At 51.8% G+C, this 22,883-nt stretch carries 23 protein-coding genes; 11 read left to right on the top strand and 12 right to left on the bottom strand.

From position 1 onward, the window contains the following. Positions 1 to 16: 16 nt before the first annotated feature. The 4 genes from D568_RS0102365 to D568_RS0102350 form a co-directional block, all read right to left on the bottom strand. The gene (locus D568_RS0102365; protein ID WP_020207962.1) at positions 17 to 610 is read right to left on the bottom strand and encodes a Maf family protein; all 594 of its coding nucleotides are present in this window, start codon (positions 608 to 610) and stop codon (positions 17 to 19) included. A gap of 12 nt (positions 611 to 622) precedes the next feature. Continuing rightward, positions 623 to 1,120 carry a rod shape-determining protein MreD gene (gene mreD, locus D568_RS18955; RefSeq protein ID WP_020207961.1) on the bottom strand — a complete coding sequence of 166 codons (498 nt, stop codon included), beginning with the start codon at positions 1,118 to 1,120 and terminating at the stop codon, positions 623 to 625. Positions 1,121 to 1,122: 2 nt separating this feature from the next. Beyond that, positions 1,123 to 1,869, bottom strand: coding sequence for a rod shape-determining protein MreC (gene mreC / locus D568_RS0102355; RefSeq protein ID WP_020207960.1), 747 nt, complete (start codon positions 1,867 to 1,869; stop codon positions 1,123 to 1,125). Between the two features lie 147 nt (positions 1,870 to 2,016). Then, positions 2,017 to 3,051 (bottom strand): rod shape-determining protein, encoded by a 1,035-nt coding sequence (locus D568_RS0102350; RefSeq protein ID WP_020207959.1) that lies wholly within the window; start codon positions 3,049 to 3,051, stop codon positions 2,017 to 2,019. A gap of 340 nt (positions 3,052 to 3,391) precedes the next feature. Between D568_RS0102350 and gatC the strand changes: the two genes are divergently transcribed. Genes gatC through cysZ form a run of 5 tightly spaced genes read left to right on the top strand, consistent with a single transcriptional unit; the run spans position 3,392 to position 7,713 of the window. Beyond that, the gene (gene gatC / locus D568_RS0102345; RefSeq protein ID WP_020207958.1) at positions 3,392 to 3,679 is read left to right on the top strand and encodes an Asp-tRNA(Asn)/Glu-tRNA(Gln) amidotransferase subunit GatC; all 288 of its coding nucleotides are present in this window, start codon (positions 3,392 to 3,394) and stop codon (positions 3,677 to 3,679) included. A gap of 60 nt (positions 3,680 to 3,739) precedes the next feature. Then, positions 3,740 to 5,194, top strand: coding sequence for an Asp-tRNA(Asn)/Glu-tRNA(Gln) amidotransferase subunit GatA (gene gatA, locus D568_RS0102340; protein ID WP_020207957.1), 1,455 nt, complete (start codon positions 3,740 to 3,742; stop codon positions 5,192 to 5,194). A gap of 12 nt (positions 5,195 to 5,206) precedes the next feature. After that, positions 5,207 to 6,655, top strand: a complete 1,449-nt coding sequence (gene gatB / locus D568_RS0102335; RefSeq protein ID WP_020207956.1) for an Asp-tRNA(Asn)/Glu-tRNA(Gln) amidotransferase subunit GatB — start codon at positions 5,207 to 5,209, stop codon at positions 6,653 to 6,655. Beyond that, positions 6,652 to 6,948, top strand: coding sequence for a PA4642 family protein (locus D568_RS0102330; RefSeq protein ID WP_020207955.1), 297 nt, complete (start codon positions 6,652 to 6,654; stop codon positions 6,946 to 6,948). The genes gatB and D568_RS0102330 overlap by 4 nt, the downstream gene beginning before the upstream one ends. Next, complete coding sequence (gene cysZ / locus D568_RS0102325) at positions 6,949 to 7,713, top strand: sulfate transporter CysZ (protein ID WP_020207954.1); 765 nt, start codon at positions 6,949 to 6,951, stop codon at positions 7,711 to 7,713. Between the two features lie 90 nt (positions 7,714 to 7,803). Here cysZ and D568_RS0102320 read toward each other — a convergent pair whose 3' ends face one another. From D568_RS0102320 to D568_RS0102305, 4 genes are all read right to left on the bottom strand, one after another. After that, positions 7,804 to 8,286, bottom strand: coding sequence for a YajQ family cyclic di-GMP-binding protein (locus D568_RS0102320; protein WP_020207953.1), 483 nt, complete (start codon positions 8,284 to 8,286; stop codon positions 7,804 to 7,806). A gap of 18 nt (positions 8,287 to 8,304) precedes the next feature. Next, positions 8,305 to 9,204 carry a regulatory signaling modulator protein AmpE gene (ampE, locus tag D568_RS0102315; protein ID WP_020207952.1) on the bottom strand — a complete coding sequence of 300 codons (900 nt, stop codon included), beginning with the start codon at positions 9,202 to 9,204 and terminating at the stop codon, positions 8,305 to 8,307. 11 nt (positions 9,205 to 9,215) lie between these two features. After that, positions 9,216 to 9,788: a 1,6-anhydro-N-acetylmuramyl-L-alanine amidase AmpD gene (ampD, locus tag D568_RS0102310; protein ID WP_020207951.1), complete on the bottom strand. Its 573-nt coding sequence runs from the start codon at positions 9,786 to 9,788 to the stop codon at positions 9,216 to 9,218. A 177-nt stretch (positions 9,789 to 9,965) separates the two neighbouring features. After that, entirely contained in the window at positions 9,966 to 12,245 is a 2,280-nt protein-coding gene (locus D568_RS0102305) for a DUF1631 domain-containing protein (RefSeq protein WP_020207950.1), read from the bottom strand. Between the two features lie 288 nt (positions 12,246 to 12,533). On the opposite strand from D568_RS0102305, the gene nadC reads away from it, so the two are divergent. Next, positions 12,534 to 13,388, top strand: coding sequence for a carboxylating nicotinate-nucleotide diphosphorylase (nadC, locus tag D568_RS0102300; protein WP_020207949.1), 855 nt, complete (start codon positions 12,534 to 12,536; stop codon positions 13,386 to 13,388). Between the two features lie 406 nt (positions 13,389 to 13,794). Here nadC and D568_RS0102295 read toward each other — a convergent pair whose 3' ends face one another. After that, on the bottom strand, positions 13,795 to 14,277 hold the full coding sequence (locus D568_RS0102295) for a pilin (RefSeq protein ID WP_020207948.1): 483 nt from the start codon (positions 14,275 to 14,277) through the stop codon (positions 13,795 to 13,797). A gap of 124 nt (positions 14,278 to 14,401) precedes the next feature. Then, a complete protein-coding gene (locus tag D568_RS0102290) occupies positions 14,402 to 14,884 on the bottom strand; it encodes a pilin (RefSeq protein ID WP_020207947.1) in 483 nt (160 codons plus the stop codon). Between the two features lie 336 nt (positions 14,885 to 15,220). Between D568_RS0102290 and pilB the strand changes: the two genes are divergently transcribed. From pilB to yacG, 5 genes are all read left to right on the top strand, one after another. Then, positions 15,221 to 16,927, top strand: a complete 1,707-nt coding sequence (gene pilB / locus D568_RS0102285) for a type IV-A pilus assembly ATPase PilB (protein ID WP_020207946.1) — start codon at positions 15,221 to 15,223, stop codon at positions 16,925 to 16,927. Between the two features lie 3 nt (positions 16,928 to 16,930). Continuing rightward, positions 16,931 to 18,190 carry a type II secretion system F family protein gene (locus tag D568_RS0102280; protein WP_020207945.1) on the top strand — a complete coding sequence of 420 codons (1,260 nt, stop codon included), beginning with the start codon at positions 16,931 to 16,933 and terminating at the stop codon, positions 18,188 to 18,190. An 8-nt stretch (positions 18,191 to 18,198) separates the two neighbouring features. Beyond that, complete coding sequence (locus tag D568_RS0102275) at positions 18,199 to 19,053, top strand: prepilin peptidase (RefSeq protein ID WP_020207944.1); 855 nt, start codon at positions 18,199 to 18,201, stop codon at positions 19,051 to 19,053. A 768-nt stretch (positions 19,054 to 19,821) separates the two neighbouring features. After that, positions 19,822 to 20,430, top strand: coding sequence for a dephospho-CoA kinase (gene coaE / locus D568_RS0102270; protein WP_020207943.1), 609 nt, complete (start codon positions 19,822 to 19,824; stop codon positions 20,428 to 20,430). Positions 20,431 to 20,459: 29 nt separating this feature from the next. Further along, positions 20,460 to 20,648: a DNA gyrase inhibitor YacG gene (yacG, locus tag D568_RS0102265; RefSeq protein ID WP_020207942.1), complete on the top strand. Its 189-nt coding sequence runs from the start codon at positions 20,460 to 20,462 to the stop codon at positions 20,646 to 20,648. A 44-nt stretch (positions 20,649 to 20,692) separates the two neighbouring features. On the opposite strand, the gene D568_RS0102260 is transcribed toward yacG, so the two are convergent. Together D568_RS0102260 and argJ are read right to left on the bottom strand one after the other, a co-directional pair. Further along, the gene (locus D568_RS0102260; protein WP_020207941.1) at positions 20,693 to 21,640 is read right to left on the bottom strand and encodes a Nudix family hydrolase; all 948 of its coding nucleotides are present in this window, start codon (positions 21,638 to 21,640) and stop codon (positions 20,693 to 20,695) included. 12 nt (positions 21,641 to 21,652) lie between these two features. Continuing rightward, positions 21,653 to 22,873 (bottom strand): bifunctional glutamate N-acetyltransferase/amino-acid acetyltransferase ArgJ, encoded by a 1,221-nt coding sequence (gene argJ, locus D568_RS0102255; RefSeq protein ID WP_020207940.1) that lies wholly within the window; start codon positions 22,871 to 22,873, stop codon positions 21,653 to 21,655. Positions 22,874 to 22,883 lie beyond the last annotated feature (10 nt).

Raw genomic sequence — 22,883 nt, 5'->3', positions numbered from 1 at the left:
GTTTTACCTCAGTTTTTTATACTTGCCAAATAGAAATGTTGTACTCACGCAACATTTGCGCGGTCTCCTCAAGGGGTAAGCCCACTACCGCCGAATAACTGCCTCTCAGCTCACGGACAAATACCGCCCCCAAACCCTGTATCCCGTAACCTCCGGCTTTATCTTCGGGCTCCCCCGTCTCCCAGTAACGGTTAATCTCCGTTTCACTGAGGGGTCTAAACCAAACCTGAGTCTGCACTAAGCGTAAGGTTTCTCGCTTGCCATCCGTTAGGGCAACCGCCGTCATTACCGTGTGCTCGCGCCCCGACATTGCCCGCAGCAACTCTGCAGCATGTTCACGATTGCGGGGTTTTTCAAGCACCTCCCCCCTTAGTATCCCTAAAGTATCGGCCCCTAGCACAACACCGGGCTGCCCTTGTAAGGCTTGACTTCCAGCGCGAGCTTTTTCCAACGCAAGGCGCTGTACATAATCTTCGGGCGTTTCTTCCACCCCTCTGACTTCAGGCACATCCACCTGTAACCGCTGAAAGTTTACACCTATCTGACGCAGGAGTTCACGGCGACGTGGAGAACCAGACGCCAGGTAAAGTTGCACTGATGCGCTCTCCATGATGAAGCCACCTTAAATCTGTCGCACTATTCGATGACGCCGCCGTAATGTATCCAAAATCAGTGACATTAGCGGCCAAACACTGGCACTGGCTAACGCTGGAATCATAAACTCCGCGGCTACAAATTCACGCCCCTGAAGTGACTGCACCCAGTACGCCAAAAGCTGCGCCAGCACCACCAAAAAGAACACCCATAACGCCGCTTGCCAGCGGGCGAAATGCCGTACCCGACGATAAGTGCGTAAACACAGATAACCGACAACCGTTAACATTAATGGGTGCTGCCCAAGCGGCGAACCAATAACAAGGTCTTGAACCACCCCCAGTAAAAGCAGCAAGGTCATGCTCGCGCTCTGAGGCCAAATATGAATCCAGAAAATCACCACCAACAGCACAAACTGCGGACGGAAAATTTGATACTCGAAGGGCAGCGGGTAGATATCCAACAACAGAGCGAGAAGCAGAGTTGTTAACACCAGCAGGTAATTGCCAATTCGATCCAGCCACATAACTACCGACCGGCTACCGGCGTATCAAAAACCAACAGAACATTCCGCACTCGATCTAATTGGGCCATAGGGCGAACCGTAATCTCAGCAAAGGGCTGCCCTGGATCTCGCATCACAGCTTGGACTACCCCTACCGGATAGCCCGAGGGAAAGCGCTGCCCTAAACCAGAGCTGACCAGTAAATCACCCTCACGGATATCGGTCGTATTGGATACATGACGTAACTGTAAACGATGTAAATCCCCCGTACCCTCGGCAATACTGCGCACCCCATTGCGGTTCACCTGAACAGGTAAAGCATGGGAGGGGTCAGACACCAATAACACACGAGCACTGTTTGGACTGACTTCAATTACCTGCCCTACTAGCCCTTGGGCATCCAGTACAGGCTGCCCTTCAAAAACACCATCGTCAGCGCCTCGATTAAGCACAACGGTATGACTAAGCGGATTAGGTGAGACACCTATCAACTCAGCCACTAAGACATCATCCTCAAGCAGCTCTGTAGCATTTAACAGCTGACGCAAGCGTGCATTTTCAGCAGCCAAGGCCGCCATTTGCTGAAGCTTACGCTGATGAATTAAAAGCTCGGTTTCTAAGCGTTGATTTTCCTGGGTGAGCGTCCCGTGAGAAACAAAGGTTTCTTTACGCCACTGGTTAACTCGTCCAGGCCAGTCGGTCACTTGGTAAAGCGGTTTAGCAATAACACTCAGCTGACGACGAGGCTCATCCAGAATATCGGTGTACAAAGATAGAAGCAGCAGTGTCAGCGCAATCAGGCTGAACAGAGCAAAGCGAGAGCTAACGGCGGGGCCTTTGGTAAAAAGCGTTTTAATGACTAATGCTCCGACGTATCAGAAGCGGGGTAAACGGCGCCGCAACGGGCGCCACTCATATTAAGATGACAGCAAATCAATGTTGCGTTTGTCGTTCATTTCCATGGCCAAGCCACCGCCGCGGGCTACGCAGGTCAGTGGGTCTTCGGCTACCACAAAAGGCAAGCCCGTCTCATTGGCCAGCAAACGATCAATGTCGCGCAGCAAAGCGCCACCTCCGGTTAATACCACACCACTTTCAGCGATGTCGGAGGCCAGCTCTGGCGGTGATTGTTCCAGCGCGCTTTTTACCGACTGGACGATACCGGCCAGGGGCTCTTGCAGAGCCTCAAGGATCTCATCGCTGTTTAAGGTAAAGCTGCGGGGCACACCTTCGGCCAGATTGCGACCGCGCACGTCGATTTCGCGCACCTCGGAGCTTGCGTAAGCGCAACCAATCTCTTGCTTGATACGCTCAGCGGTCGCATCACCAATAATACTGCCGTAGTGACGGCGTACATAATTCACAATGGCCTCGTCAAAACGGTCGCCACCTATCCGTACAGAATCCGAATAAACCACCCCGTTTAAGCTGATTACGGCGATCTCGGTGGTGCCACCGCCGATATCCACCACCATCGAGCCGCTGGCCTCAGCCACCTTCAGCCCCGCACCAATGGCGGCGGCCATGGGTTCCTCTATTAATCGTACCTCTAAGGCCCCAGCGCCCAAAGCCGATTCACGGATAGCACGTTTTTCTACTTCGGTGGATAAACAAGGGACACTGATCAATACTCGAGGACTGGGAGCGAACCAGCTGTTTTCGTGAACTTTACGAATAAAATGCTGCAGCATTTTCTCGGTAACCTGGAAGTCGGCAATCACGCCATCTTTAAGAGGACGGATCGCCGTGATGTTACCAGGCGTTCTACCCAGCATACGTTTGGCTTCGGTGCCTACCGCCTCGACTATTTTTTGTCCGTTGTGATGGCGAATGGCGACCACTGATGGCTCGTCGAGAACAATACCTCGGCCGCGCACATAGATAAGCGTGTTAGCCGTACCAAGATCAATAGAAAGGTCGTTAGAGAAAGCGCCGCGAAGATATTTAAACATGTTTATTGCTGGCCTTAAGATACTATAAGTGCTCGGGCTGCCGTAATAGCAGCCCGAGCAAAAAAATCCTGTTACTTACCACCCCGAGGGCAGGGTTTAGGTGTTTGAGTGGGGCGATCTGCGGACGCATCATGGCGCTCTTAGGGCAGACCTCTCGCCAATGCTGGCACTCTATCAACGGCAGGGATTTAGGGCAAGGCGCAAATGTGATAACTTTAGCGCCTTTTCGGGCAATCTCGGCATTTTTGTCTTCATTTTAGTGGGCACTTGCCAAATCACCCCTTAAAATTGCCAACTTTTGACCAATGCGCGAACGCGCGAGCAAGGCGGAGCAGAGCCCATGGCTGTAAATCAATCCGATATCGAAAAACTGGCCGAACTGGCAAAATTAGAAATTTCCACCGAGGCCGCCGGTGCCACGGCCGACAGTATTTCCCAGGTTTTAGAGCTGGTTGACCAGTTACAGGCAGCCGATACCTCAGGCGTTGCCCCCATGGCCCACCCGCTGGATGCGGTGCAGCGCCTGCGCGCCGATCAGGTAACCGAAACCGATCAACGCGACACCCTGCAAGCCATGGCCCCGGCCACCGAAGACGGCCTGTACCTGGTACCGCGAGTGATCGAATAAGCGTCACCTATCGCTGACCAACCACGAATTCAACGCTCATCCTATTCAAGGACACGGTTCATGCATACCAAGACCATTGCCCAGCTTATTGAGGGGCTGCGCAGTAAAGAATTTTCCAGCGTCGAGCTGACCCGCCACTATTTACAGCGGATTAAAGAGCGCGACGGCACCTACAACAGCTACATTACCGTCACCGAAGAGGCCGCCCTGGCCCAGGCCGAAGCCGCCGACCAGCGCCTGGCAGCCGGTGACGACAGCCCCCTATGCGGCGTACCCATCGCTCACAAAGATATTTTCTGCACCACCGGCATTCGCACCAGCTGCGGCAGCAAGATGCTGGATAACTTTATCGCCCCCTACGACGCCACCATTGTCGAGAATTACCAAAAAGCGGGCGCGGTTATGCTGGGCAAAACCAATATGGACGAGTTCGCCATGGGCTCCTCCAACGAAACCAGCTACTACGGCCCAGTGAAAAACCCCTGGAACACCAACTGCGTGCCCGGCGGCTCCTCGGGCGGCTCGGCCGCCGCCGTCGCAGCGCTACTAGCACCAGCGGCCACCGCCAGCGATACCGGCGGCTCGATTCGCCAGCCTGCAGCACTGTGTAATCTGACCGGCCTTAAGCCCACCTACGGGCGGGTTTCGCGCTGGGGCATGATTGCCTTCGCCTCCAGCCTGGATCAGGCGGGCACGCTTACACGCACCGCCGAAGATTCGGCCATTATGCTTAACGCCATGGCCAGCTTCGATGCCAAAGATTCTACCTGCGTCGATCAGCCCCTGGAGGACTACACCGCAGGGCTCAGCAACTCGCTGCAGGGTTTAACCATCGGCATCCCCGAAGAGTACTTTGGCGAAGGCCTGAACCCGCAAACCGCCGAGCGGGTGCAGGCGGCGATTAAAGTGTACGAATCTTTAGGCGCTACCACCAAATCCATCAGCCTGCCTCACACACACTTAGCGGTACCGGCCTACTATGTAATCGCCCCGGCGGAGTGCTCGGCCAATCTGTCGCGTTTTGACGGTGTGCGTTACGGGCACCGCTGCGACGATCCGAAAGATCTGGCGGACCTGTACAAGCGCTCGCGCGGCGAAGGCTTTGGCGACGAAGTAAAACGCCGCATTCTGGTAGGCACCTACGCGCTGTCCGCCGGTTACTACGACGCCTACTACAACAAAGCCCAGCAGGTGCGCCGCTTAATCAAGCAGGACTTTGTGGACGCGTTTAACCAAGTTGATGTGGTGCTCGGCCCCACCTCGCCCTCGCCGGCGTTTGAGTTCGGCGCCAAGTCGGACGACCCGGTCGCCATGTACCTGGAAGACATTTACACCATCGCCACCAACCTGGCGGGCCTGCCCGGTCTGTCCATCCCCTGCGGCATGGTGGACAACAAGCCCGTGGGCCTGCAGCTGATCGGCAACTATTTTGCCGAAGGCAAGCTGCTCAATGTCGCCCATCAATTCCAGCTCGCCACTGACTTTCACCAGCAGTTGGCCCCCGAAACAGCGTAAGAGGTAAGCACTATGGAATGGGAAACGGTTATCGGGCTGGAAATTCACGTACAGCTTTCCACCCAGTCAAAAATATTCTCGGGCGCCAGCACCGCTTTTGGCGCGGCTCCCAACTCGCAGGCCTGTGCCATTGATCTGGCCATGCCCGGCACCCTGCCAGTGGCCAACGAACAGGCGTTTCGCTACGCGGTGATGTTCGGCCTGGCCATGAATGCCGAGATCGGCAAGCGCTCGGTGTTTGAGCGCAAAAACTATTTTTACCCCGACCTGCCCAAGGGCTACCAGACCACCCAGCTGGAAGAACCTATTGTGGGCCCGGGGGTAATCGACATTGAGCTGGAAAACGGCGAGACCAAATCCATTCGCCTACACCACGCTCACCTGGAAGAAGACGCAGGTAAGTCCCTGCACGAAGACTATCAGGGCATGAGCGGTATCGACCTTAACCGCGCCGGCACCCCGTTGATTGAAATTGTCTCCGAGCCGGACATGCGCTCAGCCGAAGAGGCGGTGGCCTACCTGAAAAAAATTCACTCCATTATCACCTACCTGGGTATTTCCGACGGCGAAATGTCCCAGGGCTCCATGCGCTGCGATGCCAATGTCTCGGTGCGCTTAAAAGGTGAAGAGGAATACGGCACCCGCTGCGAAATCAAAAACATCAACTCGTTTAAGTTTGTGGAAAAAGCCATTAACGTCGAAGTTGAGCGCCAGATTGATTTGATCGAAGACGGCGGCAAAGTGGTGCAGGAAACCCGCCTGTACGACGCTGACAAAAACGAAACCCGCTCCATGCGCAGTAAAGAAGTGGCCAACGACTACCGCTACTTCCCCTGCCCTGACTTGCTGCCAGTAATTCTGGACGACGACTATATCGCAGAGATTAAAAGCACCCTGCCAGAGCTGCCGGACGCCAAGCGCGACCGCTTTGTCCGCGACTACAACTTATCTAGCTACGACGCGACGGTGCTAACCGCCGAGCGCGCCACCGCCGATTTCTTTGAAACCGTGGCTAAAACCTCGGGCGAGCCCAAGCTTGCCGCCAACTGGGTGATGGTGGATTTGGCCGCTTACCTGAATAAATCCGAGCAAAAACTGTCAAGCTGCCCCGTCAGCGCCGAGCACCTGGCGCAACTCATTACCCGCATCAAAGATGGCACCATTTCCGGCAAGATAGCCAAACAAGTGTTTGAAGCTATGACGGCGGGCGAGGGCGAACCAGACAGCATTATCGAAAAACGCGGCCTAAAGCAGGTCTCCGATACTGGCGCCATTGAAAAAATGGTAGACGAGGTTATCGCCAACAATCAGGCCCAAGTAGACAACTATAAAAACGCCGACGAACAGAAGCGCCCCAAAATGCTGGGCTTTTTTGTCGGCCAAATCATGAAAGCCAGCAAAGGCCAGGCAAACCCGCAGGCTGTTAACGAAATCCTCCTGAAGAAGTTAAACGAACAATGACACTGAAAAAAGACAAAGCAAAAGTACTGGGCGAAGTGTTTGATGAAGAGCGCATCAAAAGCTTTTTTAACTATCCGGCCCCCGACGGTATTAACCAGGATTACCACCTGCTGGAAAAAGCCTACCGGGGCATGCGTGAAGAAAACTTCTCGATGTTCGTAAAACTGTTTACCGAGCAGGGCCGCGACTTAAACGCCGAAGGCCCCGACGGAAAAACCTTTTTGCAAACCATAAAAACCCATCGCCACGCGGACGATTATATTACCGCGCTGGAGCAAGCCGGAGCCAAATAAGTGCGAGGCAATCCTGCCAAGGCACTGAACTACCTGAGCCGCGGGGCACATTTAATTACCACCCCGGGGCTCAGGCGCTTTATTATTGTGCCGCTACTGGCCAATGTGGTGGTATTTATTCTCACCACGGTTGCATTAATACACCTATTCAGTGATGTATTAAGTATGCTGATGGGCTGGCTACCCGGCTGGCTGGAGTTTTTAGCCTGGATACTTTGGGCTATTTTCGCCCTGGCTTTATTAGTGTTTTATGGCTACAGCTTTAACCTCATCACCAATTTAATCGCCGCACCCTTCTACGGTTTTTTAGCAGAAAAAATTGAAACCAAACTGACCGGCACCCCCTTACCCGAAGAAACCTGGGCCCAGCTTATTCCGCGCACTCTGGGGCGCGAGCTCGTCAAGCTGTGGTACTTTCTTACCCGCGGCCTGCTGGTTTTACTGGTCGTAATGATTAGCTGGTTTATACCCGGCTTAAACCTGATTGTGTTAGCAATAACCACCCTCTGGGCCGCCTGGTGCATGTCCGTTCAGTACGTGGACTACCCCGCCGACAACCACCAGACCCCCTTTCCTCAGCTGCGCAAAAAGCTCGGCGCCGCCCCGCTTACCAGCTACAGCTTTGGCGGCCTGGTTATGCTGGGCAGCATGATTCCGGTTATAAATATTTTTGTTATGCCGATAGCCGTGGCGGGCGCGACGGTTTATTGGGTAGAGGAGATGCGAGAAGCGGGTAACACTGAGCTTTTAAAGCCCCACCACTAAGGCATTGCGAATTAAACTGCTGTCGCAAACCAATAGGCCTGCCCGCCGGCGCGGCCTAAGCCGCCCTATCAAAGCAGCGCCTTCGGCCCATTAATCTCTGAAATTATTAAATTGCAGCGGCTGGTCGATGTCAGCACCTTTCAAAAAGGCTATCACAGCTTGTAAGTCATCGCGTTTTTTACCGGTTACCCGTAATTGATCACCCTGAATTTGCGCCTGCACTTTCAGCTTTTGATCCTTGATCATTTTCACGATCTTTTTTGCCAGGTCCGTCTCAATGCCGGTTTGCACCACAACCTCTTGCACCACCAGCTTTCCGCTGGCTCGAGGAGGCTTAGACTCCAGGCAGGCAATGTCAATGCCGTTTTTCATCATTGCACTCTGCAAAATATCCAGCATCTGCTTGAGCTGAAAATCGCCTTCTGCAGTCATAGTGACCACATATTCTTTTAATTCAAATTTCGCTTCGACACCCTTAAAATCGTAGCGCCCAGTCACCACTCGAGCCGCCTGATCAACGGCATTAGTTAAATTATGCTTGTCTACTTCAGACACCACATCAAACGATGGCATGTCACACCCTCTACTTAATTAAAAAATTAATGTCACAATTGCAGCCACTACCACCCACAGTAACAGTGCACGCGAAAACATGCTGCCAATCTGCTCGACCAAACTCAAGCTGTATGAAGGCTCCACTGTAACAGTTTGAGTCGCAGTAGCTTGAGTTTTGGTTTGCTCGGCAACCTCATCACCCAACGCCCCCCGTAGCACTCGCGCAAGGTAAGACGGCGTAGGTTCAGACAGACTTAACACCCCTTGGCGCAAAGATTTAACACAGGCATCAAAGTTACCCACTAACGCCCAGCTCAAGCCCATTAAGCAGGCCGCAGGCCATTCAATCCAGACAATCATTTTCGTAACAACCGGCGCACCTTTATGATTAACCTGCAGCATCTGAGACCAAAGAATAACCACCAAACGATAGGCTAATGCACCAGCAGCTCCGGCCAGTAAAAACCAGAACAACACTGCAAACATCCGCTCAAAACCACGATAAGAAAATACCCGTAAGGCATCATGATTAAGACCAACCCAGGACTCTTCCTGGCTGTTGCTGCGCAAGTGTGGGTCAAGATTCATAGTTTCAACAATATGAGCCGCCTTTGCCGATTGGCCGCAGTGCGCTGCGTCAATATACTCGTGTAGTGGCTCGCTGAACTGCCCCCTTCCCAGGCTATACAGTAAAACCACCACATTAACCAATAATAACCAGAGCCCGCCCGCGTACCCATCCAACCAAACCAAAAGCAAAGCCACAACCAAAACGGGCACAGCAACCGATAACATAATGCAAAATGGCACAGGTAGACTCACATTACGCTCTAACCACTGCCAGAACTTCAAAAACCAAAGGTCTTGGTGCAATATTTTGGCCGAGCCCCACCACTGCACCAACAGCAGCACAATTACCACACTTAAAAAAGCCATCGTTTTACCCGCTACTCTCTTTCGCTTACAGCAGCCCGCTGTAAAGCTTGTAAAAAACGTGTCCAGTCAAAAGACTCTCCGGGATCGGTTTTTCGCCCTGGGGCAATATCGCTATGACCGGTAATTCTATCAAGGGTAATACTGGGATAATGATGCATTATAGCCTGCGTCACTTGGCTAAGCGTCCGGTACTGTGCATCGGTATAAGGGTCACAATCGGTGCCTTCCAGCTCAATGCCAATACTATAGTCATTACACTCTTCTACACCCGCAAAACACGAGCGCCCCGCGTGCCAGGCGCGCTTATTTAAATCGACAAACTGAATCAACTCACCTGAGCGAGTGATCAAAGCATGAGCCGACACCTGCAGATGGGCAATTTCAGCGAAGTATGGGTGAGCATCGGCATCCAGTTTGTTAGTAAAAAAACGTTGAATACAGCCGTTTTCATACTCTCCGGGAGGTAAGCTGATATTGTGGATGACCAGCAAGCTAATATCGACGCCGTCCGGTCGCTCGCCGTAGTTGGGTGATAAGCAATGCTCCACCCCCAAAAACCACCCTTCTGTAATTACAAAAGTCACAACAACGCTCCCCCAAACTGATCGTGGCTGCAGTATAGCTTTGAGATACCTTAAGGTCTAAACAGATAGGAAGACTAAAGAGAGGAAAAGGGCGTACTTGTTAGCACACCCTTAGAGGTAACTAAGTACTGTAAATGAGAGCACCAAGCGGCTTAAAGACGCTCCAGGCCGCCGATATTATACGCCACGAGACTGACGCAAACTGCCAATAACCGACTCAAGCGCCCGGTCAAACAACATTCCATCATCCAGCACTAACATTTTTCCATCGCGAAGGGCACAGGCCAAACCTTCACGGCTTTGTTCGGCCACCTTCATACCAGTACGGTTAACAAAAATGTATTTGCCCGTAGGCTTGATAATAGCGGCCAGCCGACAGCGGCATTTATCACCAGATTCAGTGATCATTTCAAACCATGACCCCTGAGTAAGATTAGAAACCAGCGCCAAATGCTGGGTATCCAGATAATCTTCCGTCTCAGGAACCAACTCAACCATAGCTTCAGCATGAGCCTGCTCAGCCAAAGTCGGCTCAACCGTACCCACAACCGAATCGTCTCGCTCAAGCTCCTCTAAAGACTCCTTTTCCAAAGGAGTGGCTTCAACCTCGGGAGTAATATCCACCTTGCCACGCAGAATATCCAAATGCAGCTTTTCCAACGCTTTAAACATCTGCCCCATTTGATAAGGGTTAAACGCAATATCCTCCAGCCCTTTTCGTAAGCGCGCCAATAGTCCGGGCACCAGGGTTAATAATTTTTGGCGACTTTCTGCATCCATTGCAGTTGTAGTACTCCAAACCAAGTCGCGGGCGGTATCAAGCTGCGCCTCAAAAGCGTCGCTATCCTCTCCCTCTTTCAAGCAAGTGATAAACATCACATTAGACCAAGCTGCAGCCAACAGCTGCGCGGCCGCCTGAGGAACCTTAACACCAGCGGTCACTTCGGCCAGTGCCGCATCGACTTCTGCGCGAGCACGCTGAGACTTGGCCTTACCATCCTCGGCATCAATGGTGCGCTGCTCCAAAATCTGAGCACGGCGCTTCTCTTTTTCCTGAAAGGCTCGAAATTCCAGCAATAAAGCCTCAAAAATGCCTACATCTTTACTGTAGTCAGCCAATATCCGATTAACCGTTTCGTCCACTCTACGGTATAAAGCATCCTTTGCCCGGCCCTCTTCGCCACTATCCTGCCACCCCAAAGCCGCGGTAGCCATTTCGTTCAACAGACGACGCGCCGGGTGGCCACCTTTGCCGAAAAAAGATTTATCCGCAATGGCGACCTTAATCATGGGAATTTGCAAACGGGCAAGCAGCACTTTCATAGGTGAGGCTAAGCTGCGATCCTCGAGAATGAACTCAAACATCATGCTCACCAGATTGATAACATCTTCGTCAACCTGATTAATACTTTTGTTAGCCTCGCCACCCTGGGCCAGCAATCCGCTCAAGAGAGATTTAACTTCATCCGCCGAAGCCAAAGGCTGGTTACGCTGAACGGTTCGCTGTTGCGCCAGGTTCAATAAAGACAGAACATCCTGTGACGACAACCTCGGCCCCTGGCCCGCTGCGCCAACAGATGCCTCAGCGCCATGGTGGCCAGGCTGCCCCTGCAGCAACTCACGCAACTGCAACAGCACTTGCTCAGAACTCTCATCAACCTCTGCATAATTACCGGCACTACGAGCGCCTTCAGCGTTACCGCCTTCCTGTACGGGCTGACGGGGCTGCTCACGCTGCACTTTTGGGGCGCCTCGCATAGAAGGCAAGATATTGGCATCTATGAGCTGTTGGTTTAGCAGCTCATAAATCTCGCCCAATTGACTCATTACATGCCGATCGAACAGCTTAAACAGGACCAAGCGCGCCTTGACATCAATTTCGATGGCACTGGCTGCCTCAACAAACCCATGGCAGATAATTTCAGGGCCTACCGGGTTGTTTTTTAGGTATACCTTGGCCGGCACCAGCTGATCCATCCGTAATGTCAGATGCTGTAGCTTTTCAGAGAATTGCTCGCTGGCACGGTTTACCATGGTTTCGCTGGCCACCATTTCCTCCAACTCGTCATGGTCCACCAAGGCCATATTATCCAGAGAGACCTCGCGCTCTTCCACGCGCTCAGAAAATGACTCTGGCGACAGCAGATGGGCAAAACCGATATCTATTCGACGAAAAAACTCCGCCTCTGTTTCTTTTCGGCGTAGGCGAACCTGCCGCATTGAGTCAAAATACAGGTTTTGTTCGTGGTTATTGGTTGCTTTATCCGCCAACTCAAATAATGCGTCGTCCGTTTTATCGAATAAATCTCGCAACATTACCTGCAGCTGCATGCGCGATTTTTCCCGCAGCTGATGCATAGGCGCAGGCATACGCGCCAAGCTCGTTTCAGCGGAACGCTTTTGATCCGGGTTTAGCGGAACAACATTTTCACGATTTTTTGAACCTGAACTGGACATGCAAAGGCATCCGGTAGGGAATTTTCAGCTTGCAGTATAAGACCCAACATCAGCAATTGCTGCAGAAGTTTCACACACTGAGCGATATATCACACTTATTGCTAAATGCACCGCCCCTTTATACCAGCAAGAAATTAACTACGAAAAATTAAAACATTTCCCTATAAGAAAGGTTAAAAATCAAACACCTCTTGGTAAGCGCCCCACCTAACAGGCCGACCGATAGCTGCGCTTTCGAACGTCACCCAGTACAATACGCCACCCGCATCCCAACCATGCCAACAAATTATGAAGAATCACCCTCTGCCCGGCCTTGAAGCCGACATCATCCGTAACGTTACTGCCGCCCTAGCCGAAGATATAGGCGAAGGGGACATCACGGCCCAGCTTGTACCCGCTGATGAAATGGCCCACGCCAAGGTTATTACGCGTGAAGACTGTATTTTTTGCGGCAAAGCCTGGGTCACCGAAACCTTTCGCCAGCTAGACCCGCAAGTTGACATCATCTGGCACATCGACGACGGCCAAACGGCCTGCGCCAACAGCTTGCTTTTTGAGTTCAAAGGCCCCGCGCGCTCATTACTGACCGGCGAACGCACCGCCCTTAACTTTGTACAACTATTATCCGGCATTGCCACCACCGCCCAGCAGTACGCCCAACAGGTAGAAGGCCTGCCCATACAAATTCTAGATACCCGAAAAACTCTGCCCGGCCTGCGCCTGGCACAAAAGTACGCCGTCACCTGCGGCGGCTGCCATAACCACCGTATCGGCCTGTTCGACGCCTTTTTAATCAAAGAGAACCATATAGCCGCCGCAGGCAGCATTGAAAATGCCGTAACCAAAGCACGCGACATTGCCCCCGGCAAACCGGTGGAGGTAGAAGTAGAAACCCTGGAAGAACTGGATCAAGCCCTCGCCAGCGGTGCAGATATTATTATGCTGGACGAAATGGATTTAGCTGAAGTCAACCAACATTTAGAAGGGCGGGAATTTACTGCCCAGCTGGAAGTATCCGGCGGCGTGGATATCGCAAAAATTAACGCGCAAAAAGCGCTGTTTAAAAATATCAGCCGCATATCCGTAGGGGCACTGACCAAACACTGCCGGGCGGTGGATTTATCTATGCGGGTGACAAAATGAAGGCGGCCTAACGCTGGATATTGAATACAACATTATTTTTCTCCCGCATTAATTCCGTACCCGGCGTTTCGCCTATAAGGTGGTACTAGCTATCCATCAAACAATCGACATGGCATCCCAGTTAAATCGGACGCCAGCAGCAGTTAACACATCCAGCAAAGCCTGCCGCTCATTGTATAAGTCGCTTCGCGACGATCGCCTCGAGGGTAATATGAAACAGAACGCCGGGATACTCTATCCGTTAAGGGCCCACCCATAATCGCCTCCATTCGAATCAATGGCATCAACTAGGCTAGAAAAGATTGATCAAAAATCAAAGAGCTGTCCCCGATACCCCAAAGTGGCCGCTGAAGCAATGAACCGAGTAGGCTTTTTATATAAACCAGCCTCTTTTTGTCCTTCCCAACTAAGATCGACACTCTGTTGGTGCGTAACGAGAAGGCAATGTTCCCACCGTTGGACCACCAAGCGCTACGCCACCCGGCACCGGACCGTTAGACGCACTATTACATTGCCAAGCTAGCGATCCATCTGCTGACTCATAAGCGGTTAAAATTAAAGTAGTATTGGCGATTTCAGGGTTCGCATTCACACCAAATGTAACAACGATTTCCCCCGCTGCCACATCTACAGAAAGTACGTACTGGCCACTGGTATCGGTAGCAGCTGCACTCATTCCCGCACCAAGGCGATCAACAGGCACAACTGCACGATTAATATAGGTTTCAGCCACCGCCGCTTTGGCCGCCGAAGCCAAACTCATCCCCTCTGCAACCTGAGAGCGGATTGTATAATCTTTATAAGCTGGCAAGGCGATAGACGCCAAAATGCCAATGATTGCCACTACAATCATTAATTCGATCAAGGTAAAACCGGTATTTTTTTTCATTTCATAATTCCCCGGCCATAAGCAATTCTAAGAAGCCCCTGCTAACACAACATAAAAAAGGCCGTCTCCGGAACCCCCAAGAGACGGCCTTTGTCAGCTTACGCTAACTGCAACCTAACCTAAATTAAGTACGGCACTGAGCAGGAGCATACTGAGCTGGCAGACTGCCGGCGGTTGGACCACCCAAGGCAGCGCCGCCCGGAGCGGGGCCATTTGTCGCGCTGTTGCACTGCCAAGCAATCGAACCGTCAGCAGACTCGTAAGGAGTCAGCACGAGGGTATTGCCATTGATATTAGAGTTAACGTTCGCCCCGAAAGTGATAACAATTTCACCAGCGTTAACGTCTACTTGAGAAACATACTGGCCGTTAGTGTCAGTAGGTGTCGCAGACATACCAGCTGCGGTACGGTCAGCGGGAACTGTGCCGCGGTTGATATAAGTCTCAGCTACCGCAGTTTTCGCTGCAGAAGCCAAGCTCATACCTTCAGTAACTTGCGAACGGATTGTGTAATCTTGATATGCAGGCAGAGCCACGGCAGCCAAAATACCAATAATCGCTACCACGATCATCAATTCAATCAAAGTAAAACCTTGTTGCTTCTTCATCAGAGCCTCCAATGTATGCTCAATTTGAAATCATTGTTTTTAAACCGACCCCAAGGGTCTACCAGCTTAAAAGCAAAGCCCGGGCCAAGTCCGATTAAGTATTAAATGCCGCTCTTACGACCTGAGCCCGCTCAAAAACTGCCGTAAAATTTCACCACCTGACAAAAAATGTCACTCAGTAATGTTCTAGCCCCACGCTACTAATCACGCCTTAGCGCAACAGGCATTGCCAAAGACCGCCACAGTTCGTAAAGTAAGTGACCTTTGCGAATCGCCAGAATTAACAGGGCGTTAGCGACATAAGCTATAAACCACACCAAAAAAAGCACCTAAGCTATGGCAGCACTCAGCGGATTGGCAAAACGACTGGTAATGGACGGGGTACTGGATGAAACCCTGGCCGCGGACGGCCTGACCCAGGCCAACAAACAAAAACTGCCGTTTGCGCTGTATTTGGTGCAAAACGATATTCTGGATGCCCGAACCGTCGCGCAAATAGCCGCCGATGAGTTTGGCACCCCGGTGTTTGATATTCGCGCCATTAGCCCCAGCGCCCTGCCACAAAAGCTGGTGGACCCAAAGCTGATTGAAAAACACCACGCCCTGCCGTTAATGCGCCGTGGCAACCGGTTGTTTGTGGGCATGGTGGACCCTACCAACCTGCACGCCCTGGATGAAATTAAATTTAATACCGGCATTAATACCGAAGCGGTATTGGTAGAGGCCGACAAGCTGGCCCCCGCCCTTGAAGCCTATATAAACGCTAATGAAGAAAGCCTAAGCGATGCTCTGGGCGGGCTGGACGATGATGACCTGGACTTGGACACCGAAGGCGGCGATGCCAAGCAGGAAGAGGCCACCAGTGAGGCAGACGAAGCGCCCATTGTACGCTTTATTAATAAAATTCTGTTGGATGCGATAAAAATCGGCGCTTCGGACATTCACTTTGAGCCTTATGAAAAAGCCTACCGGATACGGCTTCGCACCGACGGTATATTACAGGAAGTATCCAAACCGCCCATTAACTTGGCCACACGGTTGGCAGCGCGCTTAAAGGTTATGTCGCAAATGGATATTTCCGAGCGCCGAGTACCACAGGATGGCCGGATTAAAATGAAAATATCCAAAACCCGCGCCATTGATTTTCGGGTAAATACCCTGCCCACCCTGTTTGGCGAGAAAATCGTGCTGCGGATTCTGGACCCAAGCTCCGCCAAGCTGGGTATTGACGCCCTGGGCTATGAGGATGACCAAAAGCAGATGTACCTGGAAGCGCTGGAGCAGCCTCAGGGTATGATTTTGGTGACCGGGCCTACAGGCAGCGGTAAAACGGTGTCTTTGTATACCGGGCTGAATATTTTGAATACCGAAGAGCGTAATATTTCTACCGCCGAAGACCCGGTGGAAATAAACCTGGAGGGTATTAACCAGGTGCAAATGAATACCAAGGTGGGGCTTAGCTTTGCCGAAGCGTTACGCTCCTTCCTTCGACAAGACCCGGATATTGTAATGGTGGGGGAGATTCGCGACCTGGAAACCGCGGAAATTGCTATTAAGGCCGCGCAAACCGGGCACTTGGTACTCTCTACCCTGCACACCAATAGCGCACCGGAAACTCTAACCCGCCTTTTGAATATGGGCGTACCCGCCTTTAACGTGGCCACCAGTGTTAGCCTGATTATTGCTCAGCGCTTGGCCAGACGGCTTTGCACCAAATGCCGCAAACCGGCGGACGATATACCGGATGACATTTTAACCCAGGAAGGATTTGATGATATCGGGATACCGCGGGAAGAGTTTGAGCTGTACCACCCGGTAGGCTGCGATGCTTGTTTAAAAGGTTATAAAGGACGGGTCGGGGTATATGAAGTGGTTCGCATTACCCCTGAGATATCCTCCCTTATAATGGAGGGGGGGAATTCTCTGCAAATTGCCAAGGCAGCCCAAGCCGCCGGATTTAATAATTTGCGGGTTTCAGCATTACGAAAAGCTGCACAAGGCTTAACCAGCCTGGAAGAAGCCAACCGAGTCACCAAGGACTAAACTATGGCCACTGCAACTGCGCAAAAAACAAGTAAAAAAAGACGTCCGGCTAAAGCAATAACCAGCCAAACTTACCTTTATAAAGCGGCGGATAAAAAGGGTAAAAAAGTGCAAGGGGAAATGTCCGGCACCAGCCCCGCGCTGATTCGCGCCCAATTACAAAAACAAGGCCTAGCAGTTCAATCCGTTAAGAAAAAGCCTAAACCATTGTTTGGCGGCGGCAAGAAAAAAATCAAACCCAGCGATATTGCGGTATTTTCCCGGCAGATGGCCACCATGATGAAGGCTGGCGTACCACTTGTTCAAGCTTTTGAGATTGTGGCCGAAGGAGTGGACAATCCATCACTCAGAGAGTTGATTTTTGATATTCGTGACGAGGTCGCTTCAGGCACCGGCTTCGCTCCAGCCCTGCGAAAGCATCCTCGCCATTTTGACGATTTGTTCTGTAACTTGGTAGAAGCCGGCGAGCAGTCCGGCGCACTGGAAACCATGCTAGATCGAATTGCGACTTACAAAGAAAAAACAGAGGCCTTGAAATCAAAGATTAAAAAAGCACTCACATATCCAGCCGCTGTTGTGCTTGTGGCAATAGTAGTAACAGCCATTCTGTTAATTAAAGTCGTTCCTCAATTCGCTCAAACCTTTGGAAACTTTGGTGCAGAACTCCCAGCATTTACACTATTTGTTTTACACCTTTCTGACTTAGCTCAAAACTATTGGATTATCTTTTTTATCTCGGCAATCGCTTTAGTTTTTTTAGTAAAAGAGCTCAAACTCAAAAATAAAAAATTCTCGTACCTCATTGATAAGTACACCCTCAAGCTGCCAGTTATAGGCGATATAATTTATTTATCTGTGATGGCGCGCTTTGCGAGAACCTTATCTACAACTTTTGCCGCGGGCGTCCCTTTAATCGACGCGCTTGACTCTGTCGCTGGAGCGGCCGGCAATCAGCTTTACTCTGACGCCATTACTCGCGTAAAAGAAGAAGTCTCCACAGGGATTCCGCTTAACTCATCTATACGAAACCAAGGAATGTTTCCCTCACTTCTTATCCAAATGGCTGCCATCGGTGAAGAGTCTGGTGCACTAGACGAAATGCTAGACAAAGTCGCCAGTTACTACGAGGAAGAGGTCGACAACAAAGTCGATAGTTTATCCTCCTTATTAGAACCTATGATTATGTCTATATTGGGTATACTTGTTGGCGGATTAATGGTCGCCATGTATTTACCGATTTTCCAACTTGGTCAGGTAATTTAAGGTTAATAATGTCTGAGCTACCTTTGTGGTTTATTTACCTATTTACGACTTTATTTGGTTTAGTTTTAGGTAGCTTTCTAAATGTCCTAATACTCCGCCTCCCAAAAATTCTCGAAGCATCCTGGAAAACCCAATGCTGCGAGCTACTAGAACAACCCGCCCCAGCCGATGAAAAGCTGGGGCTGGCTTTTCCCGCCAGCCACTGCCCCAAGTGCAAGGCGCCCATTAAGCCCTGGCAGAATATTCCGGTTATTAGCTATTTACTGCTAAAAGGGCGCTGCGCCAATTGTCAGGTTCGTATATCCCCCCGCTACCCAATCATTGAACTGGCTACGGCTTTATTGTCCGTCGCGGTGGTGTTTTATTTTGGTGTTACCTGGCAGGCGGCAGCAGTATTGATATTTACCTGGGCACTGCTAACCCTGACGGTGATTGATTTTGACACTCAACTGTTGCCGGATAACATCACCCTGCCGTTGCTGTGGCTAGGGCTACTTGTAAACAGCTTTGGCCTAATAACTGACTTGCCCAGCGCCCTGTGGGGGGCGGTATTTGGTTATTTGTCACTATGGTCGGTGTTTTGGGTGTTTAAACTGTTAACCGGCAAAGAGGGCATGGGCTACGGCGACTTTAAACTATTGGCCGCTCTGGGTGCCTGGATGGGCTGGCAGATGCTGCCCTTAATTATCATTTTATCCTCCCTGGTGGGAGCGGTCATTGGCGTTGCGCTGATTGTGATTAAAGGCCGGGATAAAAACATTCCCATCCCCTTTGGGCCTTACCTGGCCATAGCTGGTTGGATTGCCATGCTGTGGGGTGATGAAATTGTCGCGCGGTATCTGCAGATAGCGATGGTGGGTTAATAACCGGTCTGACGACCGAGGTCTGAGGTCTGAGGTCTGAGGTCTGAACAAACTGTTGCGCTGGCGAACGGCTTTTTGTTTGCCCGTGTCGCCGGGCGTTGCGAGTTACTTTTTAAGGGTAAAAAGTAACCAAAACCCCTTCCCCGAAGATCCCGCCCTACGGGTCTCCTCACTCCAGTCTGTTTTTGTGGGCCGCATCGACAGGCCGTACCCCAGGGCACCCTCTCATGCTGCGCAATTCACCTTGTCCCTGGCCTGACGATGCTTGTGCGCACGTCCTGTGCGCGTACCCACAAAAAGCAGACCTCCATTCGGCGGGCTCTACGGGAGCCAAAAGCGGCACTTCGTAGTTGGATTTAGAATCAATAACTTTATGCGAGAGAAATCTTTACATTTAGTGACGTTAACTTATTAGACTTTCTACACCGTCATAGCGTGGAGCCAATTGGGGTTATCGCCCGTTTACAGCTGAGCCGAGCGGAGGCTGATTTTAGGGGTTGAGCGCTCTGGAGAAGGTGAATGCCCCAAAGGAGCAGAGAGGCCAGCCTGGGCTGCGAGCGCGAAAGGTCTAAGCGCACATGGACGTGCGGTTTAGACCGACCGCTAAAATTGGCCGGAGTGAGGGGACCCCGAAGGGGCCAGATGTTGGGCGAGGTTTTTGGTTACTTTTTACCCCTAAAAAGTAACTCGCAACGCCCGGCGATTCGGGCATAAAATAGGCGCGCCTTAGCGCACCAACCATCAATATCTACCCAAAGGTCACAACCTATGTCTCTCATCATCGGCCTAACCGGCGGCATTGGCAGCGGTAAAAGTGCGGCAGCGGATTTATTTGCCGGCTATGGCGTTACCGTGGTAGATGCCGATATCGCAGCGCGGGAGGTGGTGGAGCCGGGTACGATTTGTCTTGCTGCGATTGCCGCGCATTTCGGCGCGGATATTTTACTGCCTAACGGCGAATTAAACCGGCGCGCGTTGCGCGAGATTATTTTTAACGACCCTCAGGCCAAAACCTGGCTAGAGGATTTATTACACCCGGCCATTCGCAAGCTGATTATTCAGCAGCTTGGCGAGGCACCCTCGCCTTATGCTTTGCTGGTCTCGCCGCTGCTATTGGAGACGGACCAGCACCAATTGACATCGCGCATTCTGGTTATTGACTGCGAAGAATCTGAACAAATACAGCGCGCTGCGGCGCGCGACAATTCGGATGCCGAGCGTATTAAAGCCATTATGGCGACCCAGCTGGCGCGAACCCAGCGCCTTGCCAAGGCGGATGACATTCTGCACAATCACGGCTCGTTAGAAGACCTAGTTCCGCAAGTTGAAGCGCTACACCAAGAGTATTTGCAACTTGCCAAAGCCGCCAACAACTAACCCCTAACACTAAATTACCCGAGATACCCGTGAGCCAAGACACACTGATTAAACTCAACTGCCCCACCTGCCAAAAAGCCATTACCTGGAGCGAGCGCTACCCCTTTCGCCCGTTTTGCAGCGAACGCTGTAAGCTGATTGATTTAGGTGAGTGGGCCAATGAAGGCCACCGGATACCCGGGGAAGATGCCGTAGCGCAGAATGATGAGCTTGAATAAATAAAAACTTGACGACTAACGTCGGAGGTTTGGTACGTCAAGCATCAAACCACCCTTCCCCACCAAGCCGAGATAGCGGCAATACCCTGGGCACCTTTTTGTTTGGCGATGGGTAAATCGGCCTCGGTCATGCCGCCCAGGGCGTACACCGGAATCGCGGCCTTTTTTACTTGCTGGACAAAGTCATCCCACCCCAGCGTAGGCGAGCATGGATGGCTTAAGGTTGGCTTTACCGGTGATAGAGTCGTGTAATGTGCGCCGCGTTCTACCGCTAGCTGCAGTTGCGAGACATTGTGACAGGATGCGCTCCAGAGTATGCCCTGTGGTATTTTTGCTGAGCCCTGCAGCTGCGCTGAAGTCAGGTGTACGCCGTGCGCGGGAACTTGCTTGAGCAAATCAATAGCGTTATGGCGGTTTAGTACCAGCCTTGCCCGGTACTTAGCACACAAATCGGCGGCGCGCCTGGCCAGCTCCAGATAGTTTTGATCGCTGCTCTGATGGGCGCGCAGTTGCACTAAACTTATGCCCGCCCGAAGCGCCTGGGTTAACTTGTGGGTAAAATCCTCAGCACCGGAATAATCGCCGGTAATTAATAATCTATCGGGCAGCGTAAGGGCGTTAACAATAGGGTAATTGGCGGCGGGAAATTGGTAGCGGCTTAACTCTGCCACGGGTACCCATTTTAGGGGCTGCCCCTCTTTGCCCAAAGGCTCACCGCGAAACCCCGTAACCCTATGCACATCCAGCCAAACGGTTTTATCACCATAGTCGTGGATAATTTCAATGACCGGCTCGGCGCTTAGTACGCGAATATCCAGCTCTTCGTAGAGTTCTCGATCAAGTGCTTGCAATAAGGTTTCACCGGGCTCTACCTTGCCACCGGGAAATTCCCACAGCCCGCCCTGGTGGGCGTGCTCGGGGCGTTTAGCCAGCAGGATATTGCCATTGCCGTCGGTAATCGCGCCGACGGCAACGTGGATGAGTTTATGCATAAAGCAGAAATACTACGTTCGGTAGTCGGCGTTAATGCGAACGTATTCGTAAGACAGGTCCGTCGTCCACAGCCGTTCGCTGCAATCGCCACGGCCGAGATCAATGTGAATGCCGATGCGCTCGCCACTCATAACCTTTTGGCCTTGCTCTTCGGTGTACGACTCAGCCCGACCGCCATTTTCAACAATCAGCACATCGTTTAAATGTACTCGCACTAACGTGTCGTCCAGGTTTTCCACTCCTGCGTAACCAATAGCCGCGACTATGCGGCCCCAGTTAGGGTCGGAGGCAAACAGCGCGGTTTTAATCAGCGGTGAGTGAGCCACGGCGTAGGCAACTTTTAAACATTCGTCGTGACTGGCGCCGCCTTTTACATCAATGGTGACAAACTTAGTAGCACCTTCGCCATCGGCCACAATCATTTGCGCCAGCTCAATGCACACTTCATTAACAGCCGCTTTCAACGCCGCATACGAGTCAGAGTGAGGATCGGCAATTAATTTATTACCGGCTTTTCCCGATGCCATCACCATGCAGGCATCGTTAGTGGAAGTATCGCCATCGATTGTTATACGATTAAACGACAAGCCTGCCGCTTCGCGGACCAACCCTTGTAAAACGGTTTGATCAATTGCCACGTCGGTAGCAATGAAGCCCAACATCGTTGCCATGTTTGGGTTAATCATTCCCGCTCCTTTGGCAATGCCGTTGACGGTGACGGTGGTGCCATCAATTTCTATCTGGCGTGTCGCACCTTTTGGACGAGTATCGGTTGTCATGATGGCGCGCGCGGCCAGTTGCCAGTTATCTTCCTGCGCGCTTTGTACCAGTGCGGGTACAACCGCGTTTATCTTACCGACGGGCAGGGGCTCACCGATAACGCCGGTGGAAAAGGGCAACACCTCGGCGGCACTTAAACCATACTGGCTGGCCACTTGATCACACACACTTAGCGCATTGGCGCGGCCGCTGCTGCCGGTGCATGCGTTGGCGTTACCCGAGTTAACCACCAGTAAACGCGGCCTGGCGAGTTGCAAATGCTCACGGCAAATTTTAATAGGCGCAGCGCAAAACGTATTTTGGGTAAAAACACCGGCAACACTGGCACCCTCACACAGTGAAAAAAGCAACACATCATTGCGGTCGGCTTTTTTGATGCCGGCCGCTGCAATGCCTATAGAAACCCCTTCAACAGGGGGCATAACCGGAAAAGGGTATTCACCTACGGCCATTTATCGTCTC

This window comes from Gilvimarinus chinensis DSM 19667 (assembly GCF_000377745.1).
Lineage (GTDB): Bacteria > Pseudomonadota > Gammaproteobacteria > Pseudomonadales > Cellvibrionaceae > Gilvimarinus > Gilvimarinus chinensis.
Note: the sequence above shows the minus strand (reverse complement) of the source record. Positions and strands in the feature narration are given on the sequence as shown.

Excerpts from the sequence above, each read along its gene's own strand:
- D568_RS0102365 (WP_020207962.1), bottom strand. The coding sequence starts at position 610 with ATGGAGAGCGCATCAGTGCAACTTTACCTGGCGTCTGGTTCTCCACGT.
- mreD (WP_020207961.1), bottom strand. The coding sequence starts at position 1,120 with ATGTGGCTGGATCGAATTGGCAATTACCTGCTGGTGTTAACAACTCTG.
- D568_RS0102350 (WP_020207959.1), bottom strand. The coding sequence starts at position 3,051 with ATGTTTAAATATCTTCGCGGCGCTTTCTCTAACGACCTTTCTATTGAT.
- gatC (WP_020207958.1), top strand. The coding sequence starts at position 3,392 with ATGGCTGTAAATCAATCCGATATCGAAAAACTGGCCGAACTGGCAAAA.
- gatA (WP_020207957.1), top strand. The coding sequence starts at position 3,740 with ATGCATACCAAGACCATTGCCCAGCTTATTGAGGGGCTGCGCAGTAAA.
- gatB (WP_020207956.1), top strand. The coding sequence starts at position 5,207 with ATGGAATGGGAAACGGTTATCGGGCTGGAAATTCACGTACAGCTTTCC.
- D568_RS0102330 (WP_020207955.1), top strand. The coding sequence starts at position 6,652 with ATGACACTGAAAAAAGACAAAGCAAAAGTACTGGGCGAAGTGTTTGAT.
- D568_RS0102320 (WP_020207953.1), bottom strand. The coding sequence starts at position 8,286 with ATGCCATCGTTTGATGTGGTGTCTGAAGTAGACAAGCATAATTTAACT.
- ampE (WP_020207952.1), bottom strand. The coding sequence starts at position 9,204 with ATGGCTTTTTTAAGTGTGGTAATTGTGCTGCTGTTGGTGCAGTGGTGG.
- D568_RS0102305 (WP_020207950.1), bottom strand. The coding sequence starts at position 12,245 with ATGTCCAGTTCAGGTTCAAAAAATCGTGAAAATGTTGTTCCGCTAAAC.
- nadC (WP_020207949.1), top strand. The coding sequence starts at position 12,534 with ATGAAGAATCACCCTCTGCCCGGCCTTGAAGCCGACATCATCCGTAAC.
- D568_RS0102295 (WP_020207948.1), bottom strand. The coding sequence starts at position 14,277 with ATGAAAAAAAATACCGGTTTTACCTTGATCGAATTAATGATTGTAGTG.
- D568_RS0102290 (WP_020207947.1), bottom strand. The coding sequence starts at position 14,884 with ATGAAGAAGCAACAAGGTTTTACTTTGATTGAATTGATGATCGTGGTA.
- pilB (WP_020207946.1), top strand. The coding sequence starts at position 15,221 with ATGGCAGCACTCAGCGGATTGGCAAAACGACTGGTAATGGACGGGGTA.
- D568_RS0102280 (WP_020207945.1), top strand. The coding sequence starts at position 16,931 with ATGGCCACTGCAACTGCGCAAAAAACAAGTAAAAAAAGACGTCCGGCT.
- D568_RS0102275 (WP_020207944.1), top strand. The coding sequence starts at position 18,199 with ATGTCTGAGCTACCTTTGTGGTTTATTTACCTATTTACGACTTTATTT.
- coaE (WP_020207943.1), top strand. The coding sequence starts at position 19,822 with ATGTCTCTCATCATCGGCCTAACCGGCGGCATTGGCAGCGGTAAAAGT.
- D568_RS0102260 (WP_020207941.1), bottom strand. The coding sequence starts at position 21,640 with ATGCATAAACTCATCCACGTTGCCGTCGGCGCGATTACCGACGGCAAT.
- argJ (WP_020207940.1), bottom strand. The coding sequence starts at position 22,873 with ATGGCCGTAGGTGAATACCCTTTTCCGGTTATGCCCCCTGTTGAAGGG.